The sequence below is a fragment of the Paenibacillus sp. sgz302164 genome, assembly GCF_056120505.1.
Genome location: NZ_JBVYOL010000013.1, coordinates 64,386 through 89,143, shown reverse-complemented (window position 1 = coordinate 89,143; position 24,758 = coordinate 64,386). Strand labels below are relative to the sequence as shown.

Below are 24,758 nucleotides of genomic sequence, written 5' to 3'. Positions count from 1 at the left end.
AGACCGTTTGGTCTCCTCGGGAACGCGATTCGTTTTGCTGGAATCGCGTCGGTTACTTTGTTTTCGATTGCAGCAGTTCGAGTAATTGCTGACCGGATTGCTGCATGCCTTGGCCGCCGCCTGCTCCTCCCGGTCCGCCTTGGCCTTGAGGCATTTGACCGCCGCCGTCCATTGGCTTTTGATCTCCGGATGGCGCAACCGGAGGCGAAGCAGGAGGTGAGCCTGCAGCAGAACCTGCAGCGTCCGGAGCAGATGAAGGACGCGTACCGGAGCCGCCCTTGCCATCGTTTCCGCTTCCCCCTCCATTGCCGCCTTGTCTCATAGGCTCTTTTGCAGCGGCGTCATCCAAATATTTTTTCTGGGCATCGGTAAGCCCGCTGAGCAGTTTCGTTTTGTTATCCGACGTTAATTCGCCGCTCGAAATACTCTCCTGCACGACGGGGATCATTTGCACCGCCTGATCTTTGGTGATGGTCAATCCATCCGCCTTATCCATCATGATCAGGGAACGGAACGTCCTCATCATTTGAAAATCTTTTTGATTCGCGCCCGATTTCGCCGCATTCTGCGTCTGGCCTTGCGATACCTGATTTTGCGCTGTCTGATCCGGCGTCTGCGTAGACGATGGGGCTTGCGTCGATTGAGCCTGCGATTGATTGCCGCCCGCCTCTTGGGCCGAGCCGGAGTTCGCCGTTTGCGCCGTCGAGCAGCCGCTCAGCAAAGCCGTTATAAGCAACAGTGAGCCGATGATTTGCTTCCGTTTCTTTTTCGCGTCCTTAGTCAGTCCGTTATGGTTGTTTGTTGCTTTCATGATACTCTCCGCCTTTCTAATCCACTGTTTCATTTTCTGTTACAACTGCAATAATAATCCTCTTTTATGAACAATAAAGAAACTGCAGCTTAATCTCCCTTGAATGTTCCCTGAAAGGTTACTGAAAAAAAAGAACCCGCTTCAGCAGCGGGATCTTTGGAAAAAATCATATACAAGGCGAATATGGCCGCGCGGCAGCTCATGCCCGAGAAACGGATTGATATGCAAATGCTTGTGGGCCGAGGCCAGCGCGTTGTAGGCGGCGAATACCGTTTCCGGCATGCAGACGGTATCTTTTAATCCGACGGACATCCATACGGGAACAGTGATCCGGTCGGCAAGATGAACGATGTCGAAATAGCTGAGCGTCGCCAGCACGGGCGCGAGCCGCTCCGGGTTATGGCTGACGAATTGGGCGGCTTCGGTAAGCGATCCTGTGGAGTTGAGCAGCCCGAAATCGAAGCGGCACATGTTCGGTATGTCGGCAACCGCCATATGGACGCCCGGCTCCAGCGCAGCCGTCAGCAAAGCCAGACCGCCGCCCTGGCTGACGCCCATCGCGATGATCCTGGCCGGATCGACGCCGGGCTGCTCCCGGGCGCAGCGCACTGCGCGGATTCCGTCGATAGCCAGCGCTTTGTAATAGCAGGTATGCGGGTCCATAATCCCCTGCGTGATCCACCCTTTTGCCATGCCGTATGTATTGGCCAGTGCATTCCCGGTTTCCCCGCTCTGCCCGCGCACATCGACGGCAAACACCGCGAAGCCCATCAGCACCCAGGCCGCATAGTCCTCGGGCTCGCCTTTCGATCCGCCGTATCCGTGGAACATAACCAAGCAGGGGGCCGGCTCGGCGAGCGCCTTCGACGGAACAAGATGCCAGGCATGAATCGGCGTATGCGCATCGCCTTCGTAAATGACCTTATACGCCTCCACGTCCTGCATCGGGGTTCGGACAACCGTTCGCGTATACGGCACCCGAGCCGTTTCGCCGGACAACGTTCGCTCCCAAAAATCGGCCAAATCCGCAGGAGCGAGCTGCCTATCGGGCACGTAACTATAGAGTTCGTCTATTCTTTTTTGAATCGCATTCATGGCGAATTTGCCTCCGGCTTACAGCTTTTGCATAAATTCAAACGCCAAATCGTTAAAACCCGGCAAATGCTCATGCCCAAAATCCGGGAACAGCTCAATTTGCTTCGGCGCTTTTATTTTGTTGTAAGCCGCAAACTGCGTGGAAGGCGGGCAGACCGTGTCGCTGAGACCGACGCCCATAAGCACCTCTCCCTGAATGCGGCTCGCGAGATGCTGAATATCGATATAGCCGAGCTCGGCAAAAATCTCATTCTCGCGCTTATGCTGCGGATCATGCCTGCGGAAGTAATCCTTCAGCTCGGCATACGCATCCTTGGCCAGATCCATTTCCCACACCCGCTGGTAATCGCTGAGAAAAGGGTACACCGGCGTCAACCGCTTAATGCGGGGTTCCAGCGCCGCGCAAGCGATCGTAAGCGCGCCGCCCTGCGAGCCGCCTCTGGCGCCTACGCGATCCGGATCGACCTCCGGCATCCCCATCGCGATTCCGGCGAGCTGCGCCGTATCAAGAAAAATATGACGGAACAGCATATCGTCAGACGAATCGTCAATTCCACGGATAATATGCCCGCTGATCGTCGTGCCCTTCACGCCGCCCGCATCCTCCGAAATCCCGCCCTGTCCGCGGCAGTCCAAAGCGAATACGGAGAACCCGAGCGCAGCGTACGCCAGCTTTTCCGTCCAATCGCCTGAAGAGCCCCAATATCCGTGGAATTGCAAAATAGCCGGATGCGGGGACTCCGCAAACTTGGGCCGAATATATTTGGCATGAACCCGCGCCCCTCTTACACCCGTGAAGTACAATTCGAAACAATCTGCAAAAGGAGTTTGAAACTCGCTGGGGCGCAATTCAACCTGCGGATCAACCGCTTTCATTTCGGCAATCGCCCTGTCCCAGTAAGCATCGAAATCGTCAGGCCGCGGATTGCGTCCTTCATAGGTGAATAGTTTTTCTACAGGCAGATCAAAAACTGGCATATTCTTCCCCTTTTCCTGGATCGTTGTTCAACTTCACATAACCGTATAATCCGTAAAATCTACAAATCCCCCGTTGACCCGTCTCGTTATTTGCGAATCGGCGCCGACCGCAAGCTCCAGACGGTCTCCCCTCATCGTCACGTACGTGACCGAATTGCCGGCAAACGCACCGTCCAGCCCGGCATGAGCAAAATCCGGCTTGTTCCTGCCCGTCGCTTCAGCAAAATGAGTCACATCCATAATGCCCAGGCTTTTGGCTTCGACTGCGTCCACACACTCCAGCACGACCCCGTTCGCTCCGGCCGAACTTGTGACCGTCCAGCGGTCCGCCGACTCGATTCTGTCGAAGGGCTGCCGGACATGTACGGCCAGATACACATTTCCGCACAATCCATATAACGAATTCGCCGCATGCAGCCATTCTCCTTTCGGCAAACAGCCAATAACTTGGCCGGTTTGGCCATCGGGGACGGTGTATAGGACGGCCGCCGTATTTTGATGGAACAGCACTTCCGTATGCCCGCTTTGGTGCCGCAAACTTTCCGCAGAATCGGCATCGCCCGCAAGGAAAAAATAGGCACGGTTGACGCCTTCCACAGCCTGCAAAGGAAACGCGGCATCCCAGCGATGCTGTTCATTATCGAACTCCTCGGCCCGTTCCCACATGCCGCCCACCGCGTAATGCTCCGTTATATATACGTAACTGTGCAGCGGATTTCCGCCAACTGCCGCCGGACGGGGAACGACTTGCTTCACTTCGACCGGATTGCCGCGCTGCAAAGCTGTACTGCGGGCCTGCAAAGGCGCCTCGTAAAAAAGAAATCCCGCATACTCCGTCCGCGGCATATCCTCCGGAAGCTCAAAATCCCCAAACTGCACATAATCCATCAGCACGTTCCGGTCCTGCGGAATATCGTGAGCGAGCCCCCGGGAATGCGGCCCGACCCAGGCCCCCCGCAAGTAATAGAGCGACCGGACATGCCATAAATAATCGAGCATAGCTGCCAGCTGCTTTTTGATCTCAGCGTCTTCGGCTAGCTCCCACGCACATGTAAACGCCTGCACCCAATGCCAAAACCAGGGAAGACAGCCGTACTCAGACATCCCCATGCCCGTAATGCGCTCCAAAGTCGCCTGCAAACTGCGGAAACCATCCTCAAGCAGCTCCCGATCCCCGTACAACTGGCCAAAAATAAGCTTCGCCGCCGTATACTTCGCCTCATGATGATGATAATGCTCAAGCGGCTTCCGGTAAAAATGACTGCGGTAAACATGCTCCAAAGCCTGCTCCAATTGGGTCCGCAAAGCTTGCGGCAGCTCCGGGCCGTACCGTTTGTAAAAATAAACGAGCAAACTGCCCATCAGCTCGACCGGAAGAGAATTCATTCCCGCTTCCCGGGGAACAGGATCAAGATTGAGCGGCCAGTGCCCGTAAGTCTCACTGAGCGGATCCCGGTCCTGCAGCTGCAGAACCTCCAACAAAACGCGGCCCGCCTTCGCCTTCGCGGCATCCCGCTCAAAAACAGCCGGAACTCCCGCATCCACAGCCGCCGCAAACAAATACGAAGCATAATAAAAATTGTCGCGGACGTCACGATGAAACCACAACCCGCTGTCCAAAACAGGGAGCTCGTATGCTTTTTTCGCCACTCGGCTTATAATCTCTTTTCTTCGCTGCTCATAATGCGACATCCTCGTCACTCCTTCGATCCATCCAAAAAAGGTCAAACAACCAAAATAAAAAGGCCCTGCTACTCGCCTCGAGCCTCGTTGAAACGTTTAAATTCATCTTATATGGAAATAAAACGAGCGTCAATGACAAATACGCGGCGGGCCGCAGGGCCGATTTTTTGGGGATTGTTTCCTTATAGGTAGGACAGAAGCGGGGTTACTCACACGAGAAAGACATATCTAATTGAGTTTCAATTCCTTATAGGTACGATATAAGCACGCGCTAACGTGCTCCCTCCGTACATGAACGGAGTGATTTCAATTCCTTATAGGTACGATGCAAACGGACAAGTCACTTGGGAAAGGTATCGACGATCTCACCGAGTTTCAATTCCTTATAGGTACGGTACAAACGAGCTCGCGATTACGCATACCCATCTCATCATGCGAGAGTTTCAATTCCTTATAGGTACGATATAAACTTACATACCAAAAGGCTTCCATGAATGAGCTGGAGATATTTCAATTCCTTATAGGTACGATATAAACGAAGGCGATCAAGGCGCTGCTGGACAAATTTGAAAGATTTCAATTCCTTATAGGTACGATAGAAACGTCCTCGTCAAATTTCTTTTGATCCATTTCGATTTGGAAATTTCAATTCCTTATAGGTACGATAGAAACCCTCTTCATTAACTACCTTTTAATTACCTTGCAAATGCCTCTTAGCAGAAGCGTGTCAGCGTCTCTTTCCCTTCGACCGTCGTTCAATCATCCATTTGGGGCGCTTATCATTCACCCTCTCCATTCTCCTTCTCATAAATAAATTTCATAAGCTAATCCAAAACCGTTTAGGTCCAATAACACTATAAGTTTTGTCCCTGCTCAGAATCCTTGATCTTGGTACGTAAATAATCAAGTCCCGTTTTTTTTGCGTATATACGTCCACGCTCATGATCATCACGGCTCTGTCCAACTTGTCGAATGAGATCAGTATCCTCCACAAGCATTGCGATATCCAATTGCAGTGAATCGGAACTCTCCCGGTTCATACTCATCACAATCACCATCTCGTCTTTCAGTTTTTTTAACCCTAAAATCCCACTCACAAAGGTATGACGTTTCGATTTTGTTTCAATTCCTCATAGGTACGATACAAACGTATCCAGGATGCCGGAAACCTGAGTGCTCATCGAAAGTTTCAATTCCTCATAGGTACGATACAAACGAAGGCCATGTTCTCCGCGATCGGAGTACCATCCTGAGTTTCAATTCCTCACGATACAAACCGGGGGGAGAGGCCCGACGGCCGGGGGACATATGTAGTTTCAATTCCTCATAGGTACGATATAAACCAGGAAGTGCACTTTCCAAAGCAGCAAGTCGATTGAGTTTCAATTCCTCATAGGTACGATATAAACAAGCTGAGGACCGAGCAAAACGTACTGTTTATGATGTGTTTCAATTCCTCATAGGTACGATATAAACCTCCCTCCCCTATTTGAACATGCCTATAATCGCTAAGTTTCAATTCCTCATAGGTACGATATAAACGAAGTGCCGGGGAACGTCGGATGAATCATATCACAGTTTCAATTCCTCATAGGTACGATATAAACCAAAGGCCATAAACCCGATCATTCGTAACATGGGCGTGTTTCAATTCCTCATAGGTACGATATAAACCCAAAAAAAGGAGAAAGAAAAAGAAGCTCGATACCAAGTTTCAATTCCTCATAGGTACGATATAAACACAGTCTAGCAATTGAAAGAATATTCCAATCCGGTGTTTCAATTCCTCATAGGTACGATATAAACGTAGTGTGAAAATAGGCTCCGCGCTTATCGATACGATGTTTCAATTCCTCATAGGTACGATATAAACTAACTGAATATTTTCGGTACTTATTTTAGGAGGGCATGTTTCAATTCCTCATAGGTACGATATAAACCAGAATATCGGGGATACGAGCTTCTGGAACAAAAGGTTTCAATTCCTCATAGGTACGATATAAACCGGGTCAGGGATGTAGGGAATTTGAGCAATTATCTACGTTTCAATTCCTCATAGGTACGATATAAACCTCTTCATAGATATCATCTTCAGAATATTCACGAGGGTTTCAATTCCTCATAGGTACGATATAAACTGAATGGTACGTACTCACTCGGCATGGACAATACGTTTCAATTCCTCATAGGTACGATATAAACCACTTGAACGGCTGCGGGCGTCGCGCGAGAGCCAAGTTTCAATTCCTCATAGGTACGATATAAACTGCGGCCACAGACATTGCCGTGAATACCGGTACCTAGTTTCAATTCCTCATAGGTACGATATAAACCTCCTGCCTTGTATTTCCCTTTTGGGTCATCCTTTTTGGTTTCAATTCCTCATAGGTACGATATAAACGTAATTGGATAGATCAGATAGGCCATTCTCGTTCAAAAGTTTCAATTCCTCATAGGTACGATATAAACTTCCTCATCCTTTGAGGAATGGGAAAACGATCTACGAAGTTTCAATTCCTCATAGGTACGATATAAACAGGAGCCGACAATCTAGGCGAATATGACACGTCATGTTTCAATTCCTCATAGGTACGATATAAACGGCTAGAAATTCCATCACCGATAGTAGGATTCCAAGGTTTCAATTCCTCATAGGTACGATATAAACCCGCAATATCCGCTGCCGTGTCCACCGGGAAATGTGGGTTTCAATTCCTCATAGGTACGATATAAACGGTAAAAACTACTTTTAAAGGCGCTCTAAATTATTCATGTTTCAATTCCTCATAGGTACGATATAAACCCATAAAAACCCAGCAGAACAGCCACTTTTTGTAATGCCACATGATAAAGTAAACTCGGCTGGCCTCGCGGTCCAAGCCGCAAATCCCTTATAACACTGAGAGTTTTACAAAATATGTTTGTCGTCGATCCCCCGGCTTTTTTGCACTATTGTAGGTCGACGACAAAAAATACTCTGGCTACCTCTATCATATTACTAGCCCCGCTTTTTTCCAAGCCCCTAAGGCGGTCTTTTTCATCGAAGCTTTTGAGCAAGCGCGGCGGTACCTTTTTTAGATTCCCACTAGGGCAACTCCAGCATGCATTTCACAAATACTTCCACATTATCCATCTCACCCAAAATCTTTCAAGTTACAAGACAACTTCCTGATTTCATCGTTGTTACGTATGTACGATTCACTGAAAAAATTGAGCCTTGTTATGTACAGTGCGATTGGGTTCAACGAAAACATCTTTGACTTACTACAAAAAGCACTAAAACTCGTTGTTACGATTCTTCTACCCACAACAGAATTGATAAAACAGGGAGCTTATCAAAACAAAAAAAGCGAAGTTTCTACGCCCCCGCTCACTACAAACTTTCTACCTATATGAAAAACCATATAATACTTGATTTGTATTTGCATCGACTACAACGCTATACTCAGTGAAAGTTTTGGGAGTTTGATCTTTTATGTAAGACTTGGCTGGCTTACTGATTCCTTTAAAGGTCACAACATAACAAGGTGTATCCAATAAATAACCGTCTTTCTCTAACTTGGGGTTGCTTTCAGCAGCTTCTTTAGTAAAAAGTTTGAAATCGGGATTGGTAATCAAATGGTATTCCACTTCAATTTTCTTTGCTTCTTTTGCATATTCTGGTGCGTGCTCTTTTGCAGAACTAACCGCTTGGCTGGCATCCTGCTTAGGTTTGACTATTGCCTCCTTGAAAGTCATTCCAAACTCTTTAATTTTTTCACTATCGTGAGTTGATGTTGACATCAGTTCATACTTATTCGCGGACGCATCTGACGAAGCAAACGTATTATTTACAACAGCAAATAACACCAATCCCAATACTGCACTGGCAGCTACAATCACCCATTTTTTTCTGTTCACATTTTATTCCTCCATTATTGCCAGAAATGCCAAGTACCATATGGATTAATTCCTTATAGGTACGATACAAACGATTGATGGGGCTGGCGGATGGGGATTCCAGGGACGGGATTAATTCCTTATAGGTACGATACTAACCAGCGTGTCCGGGATGGACTCAAGCGAACGGCACTCAGTTTCAATTCCTTATAGGTACGATACAAACGACTTTGGGAAAGTAGTCGCATGATGCTGCCGCAGCAGTTTCAATTCCTTATAGGTACGATACAAACATGATCATTTGTCTCCTAAATGGAGTAGCATCGAGGTTTCAATTCCTTATAGGTACGATACAAACAGAAAACGATCCGGGATCAGGCCCATTGGATTGTTGAGTGGTTTCAATTCCTTATAGGTACGATACAAACCCAATTGCGATTCCTGAACCTGCAACCCGCACTGAAAAGTTTCAATTCCTTATAGGTACGATACAAACGGCAGTGGAGCGGTGTTCTTCAACAAGCGGCCTTCGTTTCAATTCCTTATAGGTACGATACAAACTTATTGATATCTCCATAAAATAAATGACGCGCTCGAGTTTCAATTCCTTATAGGTACGATACAAACTGTCTTTGTAATATAGTATCGTTTTGTGCCAGCTAAAGTTTCAATTCCTTATAGGTACGATACAAACTGAGAAACTTTCAAAGTACCACTATTATAACCTGATAGTTTCAATTCCTTATAGGTACGATACAAACAGCTTACAGAGAGCGCTAAAACCGTTCTGGAAAGCAAGTTTCAATTCCTTATAGGTACGATACAAACCGGCAAGCCGCTGATTCTCGGGTCCAGCACGGCGGGGTTTCAATTCCTTATAGGTACGATACAAACGAGGCAATATTGTTTATGACTCCCGGGCTTTTAACAGGTTTCAATTCCTTATAGGTACGATACAAACTTCGATCATCAACATGGTCACCGCGCTGAACCACCGAGTTTCAATTCCTTATAGGTACGATACAAACTGCCGCTACTCTGGCCATATTCGGAAGCGAGTTTCAGAGTTTCAATTCCTTATAGGTACGATACAAACTGAGTAATTTTGCCAACGCTAGGTATGACTGATTTGGGTTTCAATTCCTTATAGGTACGATACAAACCTTAAGAGAGGCTTTGAAATTCCGCTCATGCTCAAAAGTTTCAATTCCTTATAGGTACGATACAAACAGGTCCAACAACTCTGGAAAGCGACGTACACACATATGTTTCAATTCCTTATAGGTACGATACAAACTACGATGTTTTATACAATTATAAATCAGTCACCCGTGTTTCAATTCCTTATAGGTACGATACAAACCTTTTTTACCATTAATTGGTTAGGCTATATTTTATTGGTTTCAATTCCTTATAGGTACGATACAAACAACGTGTGCAGGGCAGCGAGAAGAATGGGTCTAACTGAGTTTCAATTCCTTATAGGTACGATACAAACATCCAAATACCCTTTCGTGTGCTGCGTAAAATGATTCGGTTTCAATTCCTTATAGGTACGATACAAACCCCTCCAGTATCGAAATTATTACAGGCAGAAGGACGGTTTCAATTCCTTATAGGTACGATACAAACCCATAAAAACCCAGCAATACAGCCATTTTTACAAAGCCACAGCGCAAAATTAATTACCATGGTTTCCCGACCCAAGCCGCAAATCCCTTATTAACACTGAATTCCCACAAAACATGTTTGTCGTCGATCCCCCGGCTTTTTTACGCTATTGCAGGTCGACGACAAAAAATGCTCTACTCTATCATATTACTAGTCCCGTTTTTTTCCAAGTCTATGTGAGAAACTTTTCAATGAAGCTTTGCTACCGTATGGCAGCAAAATTTAAAAATAGCAATAAAATTTCACACCGCCCCGCGTTTCCTACCCATTCTTCTTTCGTGAAGATCCATATTTCGCTTGACGATGACAAGATCGGTACTTTCTTATTGTAAAAATAGCCTGCACGACAAGATTTTACAAATAATGTTTCAATTCCTCATAAATTGAAATATGTCCCTATACAATCCGAATGAATCTTTGAAACCCTTGACTTTCAAGTTTTTTTCCTGTTCGTATCCGTTCATAATCCGAGTGAATTATTGAGGTTCCGAGTGAATTGCGTCCCCAATCCGTCCCTAAAACCCACCTTAACACCTCTTCTTCATATAATAGGAAAAACAGTAGATTGTTAGGGATGTATGATATATAATATCTCTGTACAATGGAACGGCTTGCAAGGGCAGTCGGCTGGCCTCTCGGAAGGGAGGTGATGCCTGTGGAGGTTAAAGACGCTCTGACGATTACGATTGGCTTTAGTTCGCTTCTTATTACGTTTCTGACGCTAGTTGTGACCATCGTCATAGCACTTACTCAAAACAAAAAGAAATAGACCATACCTTATCGGGGGCGGTCTATTTCACTGACTGACTACTTTAAAAGCTTATCGCCTTTGAAGCGGCCTATTGTGCACTTGGAGCCGTGCAGCAACACGGCTCTTTTTTAGTATACGCTTGAAATCAGAAGGTAATACCAAAGGTAATATTACTTTACTCCATTTTACTCAATACTAATATATTAATCAATACCATAATATATTAATATATATGCTAGATTAGAAACGTTCCCGATTTGACCAGGCGAGAGCGACTTCGAACTTCCGCCCCACATCCCGCTACATCAAATGATAGCCAGTAGGGAACTTCGCAATGCTGGAACCACTATGAACGGGTCGTGAATGAAAAAGAGAACTTCTTTAAAACAGACGACAACATGTAAGGAAGCATTCGATTATTTATTCGGTCCGTAGTTTGAATTGTTCAGCATTTGATTCACGATAAATACAAGGTCATCGTCATTTACATATTCGTTGCCTGCCTGTTGGGCATCATATTTAGTTGGATCTACGTTAGCTGCCAGTTCTCCGTAGTGTGCAGCATCAATGGCTAGATCAAGAAGCGTATATTCACCCGTTCTGTTTACGTCCTTAACTCCTTCAACAGTTACCGAATCCTCACCGCAGTTCGCCGCACCTAAATCAAATTCGCTTGTTGTGTCTGCGATCCTGCATTTGACTGCGTCTACTTTCCCCGTTCCGGCAGCCTTGGCTTTTAATTTTAGCTTAAAGAACGTTGTTTCACTGCTGATGCCGTAATTTTTTCCTTGGCTTGATACAATAAAGCGAAGGGTACCATTTTGATCAGACGGCTGGTTGTACACTTTATAGCCTGGAATCTCTTCAAATCCAATATAATCGAACAAAGTGTTATCGTACTTTATAGTAAAATCCTCTGCGTATATGTTGCTAACATTTTTCAAAGACACATTTGCTATAACTTCTTGCCCAACTTTAACTTTGTCTTCAGCAACGGTCATATTAAGCTGCGGATCAAGCTGAATAGTTGCGGATACTTCGTTTGAGATGCCACTTACACCACCTGCATTTACAGCTTGTACTACGTAATAATATGTTCCGTTACTTAAGTTTGTGTCTAAATATACAGCATTAGTTACAGTACTAGCAATAGTAGTATAAGGACCGCCAGCATTAGTAGACCTCTCAACAATATAATACGTCGCATTGGTTACCTTACTCCATGTCAAATAAACACTTGATTGTACGGAAGTAGCTGTCAGATTTGTTGGTGCTGTTGGAGCTAGAACTCGAGGTGTCGCGGATGCTTCAGAAGAATTATTGCTTTCACCACCAGCGTTTACAGCTGTTACAACATAATAGTAAGTTGTTCCGTTTGTTACTGTGCTGTCAGTAAAGGTGGTACCTGTTACATTTGTGGCAATCGTTGTATAAGGACCACCAGGTGTTGTGGAACGCTTCACATTGTAGGTTGTTGCGCCGGAAACTGCAGTCCAGTTAAGTGTTACCTTTGATACATCGTCAATTGCTGTTAGAGCGCTTGGATTTGAAGGAGATGAAGGAACTGGGCTTCCGAAAATATCAACTTCATTTGCATCTCCACCACTACATCCAGCAATTACAAAACCCACTCTTGAAACGTTCGTTATTGGTGTAATATTTGTTTGAACACCTGTTCCATCTAGGTAGACAAAGCCTTGACGGCTTGTACTGCCTTGAGTGTAGTAATTAAGCGCAAGTTTGCTACCTTTAAGTTTATAAGATGAAATTGTTATTGGATTTTGAAAGTCATACCATACGAATGTACCATTAGAACAAGTTGCATCAAAATGGAAAGAGTTGGTTTCATCATTATCAGTAAGAGCTGTGGTGGTACGTACCACACGAAAATCATTCATCGCATTGGACACATTAAGCGCCTTCCCGTCTAACAAACCGCCTGAATAAGCAAATGCTGAAGTAACAGGAATTGCTAATGAAATTATCATTGCTAAAAGTAATACAGATAAAAGCTTTTTCAAATCGATCTCTCCTTAAAATGTATTTTCGATTATGATCATACAGTTATTGTCATATCTTGTCTAAACATATCATGGAATATATTGTATTTATTGTTTGTTAATAACCAATAATTTTATTATAATTACATTTTTGCATGAAAATAAAAAAAATCCCCCATCAGCCACAAAAGGCCAACGGGGGATTTTGACGTTCAGGAATTTTTTCTTGGTTAAACCTCCACGCCATGTTACCGAGCTACGATGATTGTATTCAGCCATGCAAGTTCTGATTGCGTCAATTTCCGTTTATACGCCTTTTCCGCCCAGGTGTAATCGGAAATGAGACCTTTCTTGTACAACCGTCCAGGGCATCTCCGATGCTTCCATTGCCAATCGTCTTCGAATTTCATCGTCTCCTCATCCTCCGAGATATCGTATTTTTGCAGCTCGCTTGCCTCTATGATCTGAATCAGCTTGGCGGCATACTGCGTCACACGTCTGCAACGTTCCTCTTGGAACAAGGAATGACGACAAAAGCTGTAGCCGAACGCCGCCCATCTTCAGGTATATAGGAACCGTCCCCATTCGTCCCCAAAACGAAAACGGGACGGGCACCCCTATCATAAAAACCCTTATATACCAAGGCTTCGCAAAACATTATACCACAATGTTACTACTCCTCATAGATAAAATACAAACACGCGTTCTCATTTGGATCGGACATCATTCCTAGAAGTTTCAAATTCCTCATAAATTGAAACATGTCCCTATACAATCCGAGTGAATTATTGAGGTTCCGGGTGAATTACGTCCCCAATCCGTCCCCAAATTTCAGGCAGAAATCTGCCAAGAAAACTTTAGATAAGCGCTGATTCGGTTTTGAGCCAAATTCCATTTTAATTTATTCATTCATTCACTTTTATTTACAATTACTGTAAAATGTTATTGGGTTGATTTGCTGCGCGGCGATCGTAATTCCATTTATTACGGCAGCGTTTAGGAGAGTGACCTTAAAGTATGATGCTTAAAAAATCAATTATTGCTTTATCTTCTGCCGCAATGTTGTTTGCAAGTGTTTTGCCCATATCTGCTTTCGCTGAATCTACAATACCTGATCAGCAAGGTGATGAACAAAGTATTTCACCGAATCAGTATCCCAAAATAACAATCACAAATGATGCACTGACTAAGGATATTTTAAAAACAGGCGATTCAATTACGAAGTACATCCAGCTAGGTCAAGACAATTTATATCACATTGATCCTATAGTAAAATCATTGTATAGTAGCGAGGTATATCAGTCTTATTCCAATGCTGTTGACAGTGTAAACCAAGCACTTCAACAAAAATTATTGAAAAAATCGAAAATGGTTTACCTGTTGCTAATGTATCCACAAAATCATCTACCTCAGGAGTGCATACAAATGTTTATGCAAACCCCTATTGGTGGGGAGTCGCGGTAACATTTAATGAACAAGAAACCCAGGATATGATTTATTATTTAAACCAGTCTGGGCAAGTATGGCAACTTGTAGCAGTTGTCGGTGCAGCTATAGCCGTTGTTGCTGCGCCTGCTGGTGCTGCTGTTTCAGCGGCTGCAGTAATTACGTCTGTTGGATCATTTATGATTGCAAATTCAATGTCACGCAATGATAGAGGAAACGGGGTAACATTGAATTTACATTGGCTTCCAATTACTTACTTTGAATCTACTCCAAACTAGAAAGTTGTTGAGGCAAAATGCTATTGGCAAATATACTTATTTATTTATTCTTGTTTTTTTACGTTGCAGTCTTTTTTATAATCACACTAATAATAAAAAAGAAAACAAATAATAACAAAAAGTATATTGGTTACTGGTATTTAATTGCAATTGTTTTGATTTTAGGCTTATGTATTTGGTTACTGATAAATGGTACTTACAAAGGCGTCATTTCGCTTATCTCAATTCTTATAGTTTTCGGTATCATTGTTGTGAAATGGATACCTCCCGGGAAAATTGATCGATAACTGTCTTTTAAGCAAAGCATCCCTCCGCTGGCGTTGATTGGCCGACGGAGGGATTTTTCTACTGAGCTATTTTTTTATCTATGGGCTCAAACCCTTTTGCACTCGACCACATATGCTCAAACTGCTCCGCAAACGTCTTTGCCGCCGTCTCATCATTGATGATGACTAGAACCTCATAATTTGTCGTGCTCCAAATCTATTCCGATTCCATTGATGCCTTTACTCGTTTCGGTTCCTTCCCTCCTTTCTGCCTCAAGATTTAGAGTTTCAATTCCTTATAGGTACGATACATACAAACGCGAAGATTTCCGCATGAAGAGAAATATTTGGTGTTTCAATTCCTTATAGGTACGATACATACAAGCTGGAGAAGGTCGGCAGGCTGCATCTGTTCGGCTGGTTTCAATTCCTTATAGGTACGATACATACACCTTTACATTTTGGACATTGGGGCTTTTCCATGCAAGTTTCAATTCCTTATAGGTACGATACATACCCTGTTGAACCATTCCAGACCAAGTGCAGTCGCATGGGTTTCAATTCCTTATAGATACGATACATACTCACGATTATGACAAGTAACTACGCGGCGAACCGAAGTTTCAATTCCTTATAGGTACGATACATACTGTCAGTCTCCAATGTTCACCCATGCGCGACGCTGGTTTCAATTCCTTATAGGTACGATACATACTTTCGTCATATCTGCTCGTCTCCAAATGGAAAAAATATGTTTCAATTCCTTATAGGTACGATACATACCGTTGCTCCGGCTTCGTTGCATCCTCTTTCGGAAAAGTTTCAATTCCTTATAGGTACGATACATACGGGCTTTATGACATTGATTTCCGATTGAAACCAGATAGGTTTCAATTCCTTATAGGTACGATACATACTGCTGCACTTCTTCTGTAGCTTCGATATATTCATTTGATGTTTCAATTCCTTATAGGTACGATACATACGGCTAACAAAGCGCCAAACTAAAGCCCTTGAGTTTAGTTTCAATTCCTTATAGGTACGATACATACCTACGAAAAACCTGCATGCTTTCGCGACGGTATAGAGCTGTTTCAATTCCTTATAGGTACGATACATACTCGTGGAAACGACTCACGGCGGCAGAGGCGCGAATAAGTTTCAATTCCTTATAGGTACGATACATACTGACCGGGCCGAACGGTCCTATAACCGACTTCAAAAGTTTCAATTCCTTATAGGTACGATACATACTTGTATTGTCACTCAGACCGATTTCCTTCATGTGGTGTTTCAATTCCTTATAGGTACGATACATACGCCTTTTGCAACGCTTGTTGTAACTCTTCTTCAGTGTTTCAATTCCTTATAGGTACGATACATACTGTGGATCGATATTCATGCGCTCACCCTATGCCCCAGTTTCAATTCCTTATAGGTACGATACATACTCTGTAGTCCTTCACCACATTGCCGTTCCGGTCAAAGGTTTCAATTCCTTATAGGTACGATACATACTTATACTTACAACATCTATTTATTCTTCATCAATTAGGTTTCAATTCCTTATAGGTACGATACATACGAAGATATCCAGAACGGCCTTGAAAATATCCAAATCGGGTTTCAATTCCTTATAGGTACGATACATACTTTGGGTCGCATGTATAAGTCTAAAAGGCTGTTTGCGTTTCAATTCCTTATAGGTACGATACATACTGCGCCTTGGCGACTTCACCGGCTGTCATTGAACTATGTTTCAATTCCTTATAGGTACGATACATACCCATAAAAACCCAGCAATACAGCCATTTTTAAAAAGCCTCGTCAAAAAGTTAATTCCCATGGTTTCACGACCCATGCCGCAAATTCCTTATTAATACTGAATCTCCACAAAACTTATTTGTCGTCGATCCCCAGGCTTTTTTGCACTATTGCAGGTCGACGACAAAAATACCCGGGTATCTCTATCATAGTACCAGTTCCGCTTTTTTCCAAGTACAAAGAGAAATTTTCCTCTTAGATATGATAAAAGCCGAAGGCCCTACCGACATTTGTGCAAGGACGCTAGAACTTCAATTCCTTATAGGTATTATACAAACGAAATACATTTTGTGACGTATGATAATCAAGGTTTTTTCCTGCTAGTATCCGTTCATAATCCAGGTGAATATCGGTGAAATACGTCCTCACTCGATCCCAAAATCCACCTTGGCGCCTCTCGCTCCCAGCCTCGAATGATCCGCGGCCTACCCTGTTTCTTTGTATTTTGCCCTATAACTCAACAACAGCCCACACAAAAAATGAAAATTCCGTATAGGATATAAAATGAAGAGAAAGGAGAATTTTCTTTATGGCTGATGACATAAGCATTATTGGCTGTCCTGCGCCTCAAAACATTACTTTGATTCAACGCCTACAACCGCTTGTAGGTCGTACAGTGACCGTTTTCCAACCGGGATTTCCACAATTGACCAAAACAATAGGAAAGCTAACAAATATTACTTCGACTTCCTTTATGGTAGGATCCACAAATGTTGTTTTTAAAACATCCTTTTTTATTGATCTGAGAAATCACGTGACAATCACAAAGCCTTTTGACTTGACAGCCTCTGCGGAGGACATCGGAACCCTAAAAGGGAAACTAATCCTTGTAGGAAAAGATTTTGTTGAGTTTGTGAGGATCCCTGGGAAGGACGTGCCCACCCTATTTCCACTAAACTTGTTTACAGAAGTAATCTGCGAACGAGAGCATGAAGAATAACGAAACGGAACGGTTAAAAGGAACTTGCCTCATGGCAGTTCCTCTTTTTGTTTCCGAGTCTTTAGTACTTCTTTAAATGACGAACTCTTGAAACACCGGAAGCCGCATAGGCCCCGATTTATACCAAAGACGATAAACAAGTGCATCGAATATGATGGTTTCAATTCTTCTTAGGTAAGATACAATACAAACCTATCGGATTCATGGGAGTAGATCAAAACAACGGCGGTGTTTCAATTCCTTATAGGTACGATACAAACAGGTGAATCTGTCCGACATGGACTATCTTGATTCAGGTTTCAATTCCTTATAGGTACGTTACAAACTCCACTAGGCTGCCCTCCTCATCGAAGAATGAACGATCCTTATAGGTACGATACAAACAATAGAGAAAGCACTGCGTAAACTTGAGACGATGTAGTTTCAATTCCTTATAGGTACGATACAAACTAAAGCGATTACTCACTTAATGAAAGAAGGGAAGTAGTTTCAATTCCTTATAGGTACGATACAAACGAAAAGGCGGCCGGGTTCGTCGATAGCACGGTATTCAAGTTTCAATTCCTTATAGGTACGATACAAACTTGGTAAATTATGAGTTTGCTTACATACTGGACAATAAAGTTTCAATTCCTTATAGGTACGATACAAACTGCAAACGTACTTGAAGAATTACGAGTGCTGAATCCTGGTTTCAATTCCTTATAGGTACGATACAAACCTCCTCCGCAGGTTCCTACGAATCTTGCTGCTTCTGGTTTCAATTCCTTATAGGTATGATACAAACCGCTTGCGGATAGGATCAAGGGCAATGCGAAGTTGAGGTTTCAATTCCTTATAGGTACGATACAAACACTTATTTATTGGTCAGTCTGGAAAAAATGGATTGAGTTTCAATTCCTTATAGGTACGATACAAACTTTGCTATCAAGAACTGATGTGACGTTGAGAACTTCAGTTTCAATTCCTTATAGGTACGATACAAACAGCCGAGTGCTGTCATATCTTCGTCAGCCAGTTTTTGTTTCAATTCCTTATAGGTACGATACAAACTGCGTAGCGGAATTATTACCCTTGATGAAGTTCAGGTTTCAATTCCTTATAGGTACGATACAAACGAGGATGCAACGAAGCCCGAGCAACGTTTATGGCGGTTTCAATTCCTTATAGGTACGATACAAACCCATAAAAACCCAATAGAGCCATTTTTACGAATCCACATCATAAAGTTAATTCCCATGATTTCACGACCCAGGCTGTAAATCCCTTATTAACACTGGATCCCCACAAAACATGTTTGTCGTCGATCCCCCGGCTTTTTTACGCTATTGCAGGTCGACGACAAAAATGCTCTTTGTTACCTCTATCATATTACTAGTCCCGCTTTTTTCCAAGTCCATGTGAGGAACTTTTCAACGAAGCTTTGCAACCGTATGGCGGGAAAAATTCACAAATAACAATAGAAATTCCGCCCCATGTTTCCTCCCCACTCGGCTTTCGTGAAGATCCATGTTTCGCTTGACGATGGCAAGATCGAGTACTCTCTCTATTGTAAAAATAGCCTGCACGACAAGATTGTGCAAATGCTGTTTCAATTCCTCATAGGTACGATACAAATCTTCGCCCACCGTAATACGTACCTATTACCATAGTAGAGTTTCAATTCCTCATAGGTACAATACAAACTTAAACGCGCAGGGGGTTTTTCCTACCAAAGATACATGTTTCAATTCCTCATAGGTACGATAAAAACGAACGTGCGGATCGGGCCGTCTATTCTGTGCAGCAGCCGTTTCAATTCCTCATAGGTACGATAAAAACTTGCCATTGATTCGGGCGATTCTCTGGGTCGAGATCGTGTTTCAATTCCTCATAGGCACGATAAAAACAAGCGTCCACCTACGGCTAATTAGCTCGATCTTGCCCGGTTTCAATTCCTCATAGGTACGATAAAAACTCTGGTTGGACAACAACACTTACACCAAAATTGCTAGTGTTTCAATTCCTCATAGGTACGATAAAAACGAGGAAGAACACATCTTGGGTATATGAGCTTCTATCGTTTCAATTCCTCATAGGTACGATAAAAACTTAACGCGAATTCCATGGCTGCTCAAAAACGTATTTGTTTCAATTCCTCATAGGTACGATAAAAACGTGGGAGTAGTAACAAGTCGGGATTCAATGCAGATCGAGTTTCAATTCCTCATAGGTACGATAAAAACGCAATAAAATCGTGCCGAAGGGGAACTTGAAACGGCAGTTTCAATTCCTCATAGGTACGATAAAAACCTTTAAGCTTCGCACGCTTCATGAAGTGCATATTATGTTTCAATTCCTCATAGGTACGATAAAAACTCCACCACCATTCATATTTTTATGCATTCCCAAAAGTAGTTTCAATTCCTCATAGGTACGATAAAAACGAAACGTCCAAGATTTTCGATCATTCCCAATGATCAGTGTTTCAATTCCTCATAGGTACGATAAAAACGTAAATTATCATCCAATTCCTGAAACTGAATTAGAGTTTCAATTCCTCATAGGTACGATAAAAACCATATTTTCCTAGGTATTTTGGCGTAAAATGTCGCTGTTTCAATTCCTCATAGGTACGATAAAAACAGATGTCGAATTGACGGATCAACTGAATTCATACAGTTTCAATTCCTCATAGGTACGATAAAAACTCAATAGTAGACTGTTCGAAAAAGATAATGAAGATTAGTTTCAATTCCTCATAGGTACGATAAAAACCCGGGCAGAACGGCTTGCGTACCGGATCAACATGGGTTTCAATTCCTCATAGGTACGATAAAAACGTCATTTGCAGCAATTGTAATTCCTTCTATCTCGGTTTCAATTCCTCATAGGTACGATAAAAACTCAACGTCAGGTCGCCAAATGATTCTTTTATACTTCTGTTTCAATTCCTCATAGGTACGATAAAAACTGGGAAACCTGACGTTACATTACAAAATTTATCTCGTTTCAATTCCTCATAGGTACGATAAAAACTCCGCTGGCCCAACTGCCTGCCTACTCCATGAGCGTGTTTCAATTCCTCATAGGTACGATAAAAACGGCAATGGGAAACAGTTACAATCGCGCTGCGTCCCGTGTTTCAATTCCTCATAGGTACGATAAAAACCCACAAAAACCCAGCAGCACAGCCACTTTTCGTAATACCTCATCCACAAATTAACCCGGCTGGCTTCACGCCTCAGGCGGCAAATCCCTTATAAACATCGGGATTCCCCAAATCGTCCCTGTCGTCGATCCCCCGGCTTTTTTACGCTATTGCAGGTCGACGACAAAAATGTCCGGGTATCTCTATCATAGTACCTGTTCCGCTTTTTTCCAAGTCCTTAGGGGAAACTTTCCCCGCATGACTTCCCTTTATGATGTTTGCCGCCGCACGGCAGCAAACGTCCCCCCGGTTTTTTGTCGCGAGGAACTCCTGCCGCGGCGACCACAAGTGTGCAAAGCCTACAAATAAAAATAAAAACGAACGCCCCGCTCCGTGTTTTCCGCTCCGTACCGGCTTTCGTGGAGGTCCAGCACTTGCTTGACGATGGCGAGGCCGAGGCCGGTTCCGCCGGTTTTGCGGTTTCGCGACCGTTCGACCCGGTAGAAACGTTCCCATATCGTTTCCAGCTGATCTTCCGGGATGGCTTCCCCTTCGTTTTCGATCGCCATGCGGATGTGTTCGCCTTCGCTTTCGATGCGGACGGCGATCTCGCTGCCGGCTGTCGCATGGCGAATCGCGTTCATCAGCAGGTTGACCAGCACCTGCTCCATTTTGACCTGATCCGCCTGCACTTCGTGTTCGCCTACGGTGACGGTGACCACCTTAAGCTCCTTTTCAAGAAGATGGTTCGACAGCTTCTCGACGATATCTTCCACTTGTTCGCTCAGCAAAAAATGGCTCTTTTTCAGCTTGATCGTTTTCGATTCCAGTTTGGCCAGCTCCAGCATGTCTTTGATGAGTGCTTCCATTTTATCGGTTTCGCCCAAAATCACTTCAAGATACCGGTCCCGCTTCGTTTCGCTGATTCCATCCCGGATGCCCTCCACGTACCCTTTCACGATGCTGAGCGGCGTTTTTAGTTCGTGGGAAACGTTGGAAATAAACTCTTTTTGCAGCTGCTCCATGCGCTGTTTTTGTTCCATATCCGCCCGCAGCTGCTCATTGGCGTCGTACAGTTCCTTTAACGTATCGTCCAATTTCTCGGACAAGCTGTTCAAGCTGTGGGACAAGCTCCCGATCTCATCGTTGTTGCGGATTGGCGATTTCACCGAAAAATCGAGCTTCGCCATACGCAGCGCGATTTGGTTCAGCGAGAGCAGCGGTTTGGACACTATTTTGGTGAAGACGAGCGAGAGCAGCAGGATGAGCACGATGCCCCCGATTCCGATGTAAATGTAAAACAGACGCAGGGCATCATACGCTTCGCTGATCTGCTGCAGGGAGGCGAGCACAAAAACCAGTTCGTTTACCTTCCCATCGCGCAAAATCGGCTGAATCGCCACAACGCTGCGCGTGCCGCTGATCGTATCCGTCCATTCCTCCTGGATCGTACCCCCGTTCTGCAAAACGGCTTTCCGCTCATCCGAAAGCGGGAACCAGTCCTCCAGCGCCAGATACAAAATGCCCTGCCGCGAATTCCATTGATTGGAAGCGGGCAGCACCGCGTCCGTGATGACTCCTGAAATCTTTTCCAGGGGCTCGTTCGTGCCTAGATCTACACTCCCGATTTCCTTGAAGCCGGCTTTATGGATAATGACCGGGTAAAAAAGATCTTTTTCCACCGTATCCTCATAATATCCCTCCACCTCGATCCGATCGCCGCGCTGAAAGTTCGCCTCCAGCAGCTTCCGCAAATTGGAATTGAGCAAAAAAGAGAGGGCTATCCGAACCGGATTTCCATGATCGTCCTTGATGACGATGCGAAACAAATTGTCATGCTTCACATTGCCTTCAGGCCCGAGAATCGCAAGCTGCGCTTTATTTTGGCTGATGAACAGGGCCATTTCGCGGGAGATGCGGTCGTCGTCCCAGCGTTTTTTGGCGTAGCTGTCGGTGAATGTCTGGAGCCTTTTTTCCAGTGTGGCGGTTTTCTGATGCTGGTAAAAGGTTTCAAATAAATTAAGCTGCCCCAGCAAAACAATGGCATAAAACAACAGAAAAAAGAAAGCTGTGATGGCAAACAGCTTCATAGTAACCCCGCGTTTTATCATCGTTCCTCCTCGAATTTGTACCCGGACCGAATGACCGTGCGGATATGGCGGGCTTCGTCGCCGAGCTTGCCGCGCAGCTTTTTGATATGCGTATCGACGACGCGCAGGTCGCCAAAATAATCGAAGCCCCATATATGATCGAGAATCGTTTCGCGGGAAAGCACGATGCCTTCGTTTTTCGTCAAATACAGAAGCAGCTCGTATTCTTTGGGCGTCAGCTCGATTTCCTGCCCGTCCACCTCGACGCGACGCGATCTTCTATTAATCGAAATCCGGCCGAAGCTCAGAAGATGGTCTTCTTTTCCGACAGTCCCCTCGACGCGCTTCATTAGACTGACTGCCCGGGCGACCAGCACCTTGGGACTGAACGGTTTCGTTACGTAATCGTCTGCGCCCAGCTCAAAACCAAGCATCTTATCGTCGTCCTCGGATTTGGCGGTCAGCATAATGATTGGCACAGCCGATCGCGCGCGAATCCGTTTGCATACGGTCCAGCCGTCCAGCTCAGGCATAAGAATATCCAGAATGACGAGATCGGCATCCAGTTTTTCCAATATGTCCAGCGCCTGGAGCCCATTCTCGGCCTCATAAACGCTCCACTGCTCCCGCTTGAAATAATCGGCCACGATTTCGCGGATCAAACTTTCATCTTCGATTAGCAAAACTTTGCGATCCATGCAGCCGCAGCCTCCTTCGCGCAAAAAAAACGGTATAGAGCAAGAATAACCGATTGTTGTGTTTTTCGTGTGTTTTCAGTCAGTACTATTATACAAAAAATCGCCTGCTACAAAACACATGAAGTACACACCGCATCTCTATAATCGAATTTGTACAGATCGAAACGGAGACGCTGAAAGGATGTCGCGCATGAATATTATAGCAATTTTGCAAAAAAAAGATGTGCAGCGCTTTGCGGTATTGGCGTTGTTTTGCCTTCTTCTATTTTTTATCCGCAGCATGCTGAACCTTATTTTATTGACCTTCCTGCTGACGTTCCTGATGAACCGGCTGCATCAATTCAGCAAGTATTGGATCGACAAAGTCGTTCCCGTCAACTCCAAATTGCTGCTTGCGGTCATATACGCCGCCCTTCTGTCGGTTCTGGCTTTTGCAGGCGCCAAATTTTTTCCCGCTCTGGCCCACCAGATCACCCAATTGTTCGAACTTGTCAAACATGCGTACTACAACCCTGATAACGAAGTGGCCGGCTACGTAAAAACATGGCTGGACAGCATCGACATTCCGAGCATAGTTAAGCCAGGCTTCGATATCGTGGTGAAAATCGGAAATGTCGGATTTCAAATCTTTTTGGCTTTGATGATGAGCCTTTTTCTGCTGCTGGGCAAAGAGAACGTCATTCGCTTTACCGCGCAATTTCACACCAGCAAGCTGGGCTGGTTCGCCAAGGAGATTGAATTTTTCGGCAAAAAACTCGTGCAAACGTTCGGCAAAGTGATCGAAGCCCAACTGCTGATCGCACTGTTCAACTGCCTGCTGACGACTTTCGCGCTGTGGCTGATGGGTTTTCCGAATTTGATCGGTCTCTCGCTGCTTATTTTTGTTCTTGGGCTTATACCGGTGGCCGGCGTATTTATATCGCTCTTTCCGCTGAGCATGATTGCTTTCAGTCTGGGCGGGTTCACGTATGTGCTGTACCTGATTATCGCCGTCACGGTCATTCATGCTTTGGAAGCTTACGTGCTCAATCCCCGGCTGATGGCGTCCAAAACGCATCTTCCTGTATTTTACACCTTTCTCGTTCTGCTCTTTTCCGAACATTTTTTCGGAATTTGGGGATTGATCGTCGGCATTCCGACCTTCGTTTTTCTGCTTGATATTTTGGATGTGCAAAAATCCGGGCAGCCTGCGCTTCCAACGCCCAGCCTTCATTGAAA

Annotated in this window: 14 protein-coding genes and 6 CRISPR repeat arrays; of the genes, 5 read left to right on the top strand and 9 right to left on the bottom strand. The window is 44.6% G+C overall.

Annotated features, from left to right (window positions below):
• Nucleotides 1-52: 52 nt before the first annotated feature.
• From AC0LWT_RS21505 to AC0LWT_RS21485, 5 genes are all read right to left on the bottom strand, one after another.
• Complete coding sequence (locus tag AC0LWT_RS21505) at nucleotides 53-811, bottom strand: hypothetical protein (RefSeq protein WP_474683322.1); 759 nt, start codon at nucleotides 809-811, stop codon at nucleotides 53-55.
• Between the two features lie 141 nt (nucleotides 812-952).
• A complete protein-coding gene (locus AC0LWT_RS21500) occupies nucleotides 953-1,906 on the bottom strand; it encodes an acetylxylan esterase (protein WP_474683321.1) in 954 nt (317 codons plus the stop codon).
• Nucleotides 1,907-1,924: 18 nt separating this feature from the next.
• On the bottom strand, nucleotides 1,925-2,884 hold the full coding sequence (locus AC0LWT_RS21495; RefSeq protein ID WP_474683320.1) for an acetylxylan esterase: 960 nt from the start codon (nucleotides 2,882-2,884) through the stop codon (nucleotides 1,925-1,927).
• Nucleotides 2,885-2,917: 33 nt separating this feature from the next.
• Nucleotides 2,918-4,576: a hypothetical protein gene (locus tag AC0LWT_RS21490; RefSeq protein WP_474683319.1), complete on the bottom strand. Its 1,659-nt coding sequence runs from the start codon at nucleotides 4,574-4,576 to the stop codon at nucleotides 2,918-2,920.
• A 227-nt stretch (nucleotides 4,577-4,803) separates the two neighbouring features.
• A CRISPR array of direct repeats spans nucleotides 4,804-5,239; the repeat unit is 30 nt.
• Between the two features lie 640 nt (nucleotides 5,240-5,879).
• Nucleotides 5,880-7,370: a CRISPR direct-repeat array (repeat unit 30 nt; unit sequence GTTTCAATTCCTCATAGGTACGATATAAAC).
• 581 nt (nucleotides 7,371-7,951) lie between these two features.
• Nucleotides 7,952-8,467, bottom strand: a complete 516-nt coding sequence (locus AC0LWT_RS21485) for a hypothetical protein (protein ID WP_474683318.1) — start codon at nucleotides 8,465-8,467, stop codon at nucleotides 7,952-7,954.
• A 41-nt stretch (nucleotides 8,468-8,508) separates the two neighbouring features.
• A CRISPR array of direct repeats spans nucleotides 8,509-10,078; the repeat unit is 30 nt.
• Between the two features lie 694 nt (nucleotides 10,079-10,772).
• Between AC0LWT_RS21485 and AC0LWT_RS21480 the strand changes: the two genes are divergently transcribed.
• A complete protein-coding gene (locus tag AC0LWT_RS21480) occupies nucleotides 10,773-10,886 on the top strand; it encodes a putative holin-like toxin (protein ID WP_474683459.1) in 114 nt (37 codons plus the stop codon).
• A gap of 398 nt (nucleotides 10,887-11,284) precedes the next feature.
• Here the strand turns inward: AC0LWT_RS21480 and AC0LWT_RS21475 are convergent, their stop codons facing one another.
• Both AC0LWT_RS21475 and AC0LWT_RS21470 read right to left on the bottom strand, forming a co-directional pair.
• Nucleotides 11,285-12,889 carry a cohesin domain-containing protein gene (locus AC0LWT_RS21475; protein ID WP_474683317.1) on the bottom strand — a complete coding sequence of 535 codons (1,605 nt, stop codon included), beginning with the start codon at nucleotides 12,887-12,889 and terminating at the stop codon, nucleotides 11,285-11,287.
• Between the two features lie 227 nt (nucleotides 12,890-13,116).
• The gene (locus AC0LWT_RS21470; protein WP_474683316.1) at nucleotides 13,117-13,362 is read right to left on the bottom strand and encodes a hypothetical protein; all 246 of its coding nucleotides are present in this window, start codon (nucleotides 13,360-13,362) and stop codon (nucleotides 13,117-13,119) included.
• A gap of 523 nt (nucleotides 13,363-13,885) precedes the next feature.
• Here AC0LWT_RS21470 and AC0LWT_RS21465 point away from each other — a divergent pair.
• The 3 genes from AC0LWT_RS21465 to AC0LWT_RS21455 all read left to right on the top strand — a co-directional run bounded on the left by AC0LWT_RS21465 (nucleotide 13,886) and on the right by AC0LWT_RS21455 (nucleotide 17,622).
• A complete protein-coding gene (locus AC0LWT_RS21465) occupies nucleotides 13,886-14,332 on the top strand; it encodes a hypothetical protein (protein WP_474683315.1) in 447 nt (148 codons plus the stop codon).
• A gap of 26 nt (nucleotides 14,333-14,358) precedes the next feature.
• Complete coding sequence (locus AC0LWT_RS21460; RefSeq protein ID WP_474683314.1) at nucleotides 14,359-14,592, top strand: hypothetical protein; 234 nt, start codon at nucleotides 14,359-14,361, stop codon at nucleotides 14,590-14,592.
• 551 nt (nucleotides 14,593-15,143) lie between these two features.
• A CRISPR array of direct repeats spans nucleotides 15,144-16,644; the repeat unit is 30 nt.
• A gap of 567 nt (nucleotides 16,645-17,211) precedes the next feature.
• Nucleotides 17,212-17,622: a hypothetical protein gene (locus AC0LWT_RS21455; RefSeq protein WP_474683313.1), complete on the top strand. Its 411-nt coding sequence runs from the start codon at nucleotides 17,212-17,214 to the stop codon at nucleotides 17,620-17,622.
• 419 nt (nucleotides 17,623-18,041) lie between these two features.
• Nucleotides 18,042-18,805: a CRISPR direct-repeat array (repeat unit 30 nt).
• Between the two features lie 404 nt (nucleotides 18,806-19,209).
• Nucleotides 19,210-20,773: a CRISPR direct-repeat array (repeat unit 30 nt; unit sequence GTTTCAATTCCTCATAGGTACGATAAAAAC).
• Nucleotides 20,774-21,111: 338 nt separating this feature from the next.
• Here the strand turns inward: AC0LWT_RS21455 and AC0LWT_RS21450 are convergent.
• Nucleotides 21,112-22,863, bottom strand: coding sequence for a sensor histidine kinase (locus AC0LWT_RS21450; RefSeq protein ID WP_474683312.1), 1,752 nt, complete (start codon nucleotides 22,861-22,863; stop codon nucleotides 21,112-21,114).
• A complete protein-coding gene (locus tag AC0LWT_RS21445) occupies nucleotides 22,860-23,540 on the bottom strand; it encodes a response regulator transcription factor (RefSeq protein WP_474683311.1) in 681 nt (226 codons plus the stop codon). The genes AC0LWT_RS21450 and AC0LWT_RS21445 overlap by 4 nt, the downstream gene beginning before the upstream one ends.
• Before the next feature lie 190 nt (nucleotides 23,541-23,730).
• Here AC0LWT_RS21445 and AC0LWT_RS21440 point away from each other — a divergent pair, with 190 nt between their 5' ends.
• Nucleotides 23,731-24,756: an AI-2E family transporter gene (locus AC0LWT_RS21440; RefSeq protein ID WP_474683310.1), complete on the top strand. Its 1,026-nt coding sequence runs from the start codon at nucleotides 23,731-23,733 to the stop codon at nucleotides 24,754-24,756.
• Nucleotides 24,757-24,758: the final 2 nt, after the last annotated feature.

Bases quoted from the DNA above. Each gene is read 5' to 3' on its own strand.
- AC0LWT_RS21505 (WP_474683322.1), bottom strand. From the start codon at position 811: ATGAAAGCAACAAACAACCATAACGGACTGACTAAGGACGCGAAAAAG.
- AC0LWT_RS21500 (WP_474683321.1), bottom strand. From the start codon at position 1,906: ATGAATGCGATTCAAAAAAGAATAGACGAACTCTATAGTTACGTGCCC.
- AC0LWT_RS21495 (WP_474683320.1), bottom strand. From the start codon at position 2,884: ATGCCAGTTTTTGATCTGCCTGTAGAAAAACTATTCACCTATGAAGGA.
- AC0LWT_RS21490 (WP_474683319.1), bottom strand. From the start codon at position 4,576: ATGTCGCATTATGAGCAGCGAAGAAAAGAGATTATAAGCCGAGTGGCG.
- AC0LWT_RS21465 (WP_474683315.1), top strand. From the start codon at position 13,886: ATGATGCTTAAAAAATCAATTATTGCTTTATCTTCTGCCGCAATGTTG.
- AC0LWT_RS21460 (WP_474683314.1), top strand. From the start codon at position 14,359: ATGATTTATTATTTAAACCAGTCTGGGCAAGTATGGCAACTTGTAGCA.
- AC0LWT_RS21455 (WP_474683313.1), top strand. From the start codon at position 17,212: ATGGCTGATGACATAAGCATTATTGGCTGTCCTGCGCCTCAAAACATT.
- AC0LWT_RS21450 (WP_474683312.1), bottom strand. From the start codon at position 22,863: ATGATAAAACGCGGGGTTACTATGAAGCTGTTTGCCATCACAGCTTTC.
- AC0LWT_RS21445 (WP_474683311.1), bottom strand. From the start codon at position 23,540: ATGGATCGCAAAGTTTTGCTAATCGAAGATGAAAGTTTGATCCGCGAA.
- AC0LWT_RS21440 (WP_474683310.1), top strand. From the start codon at position 23,731: ATGAATATTATAGCAATTTTGCAAAAAAAAGATGTGCAGCGCTTTGCG.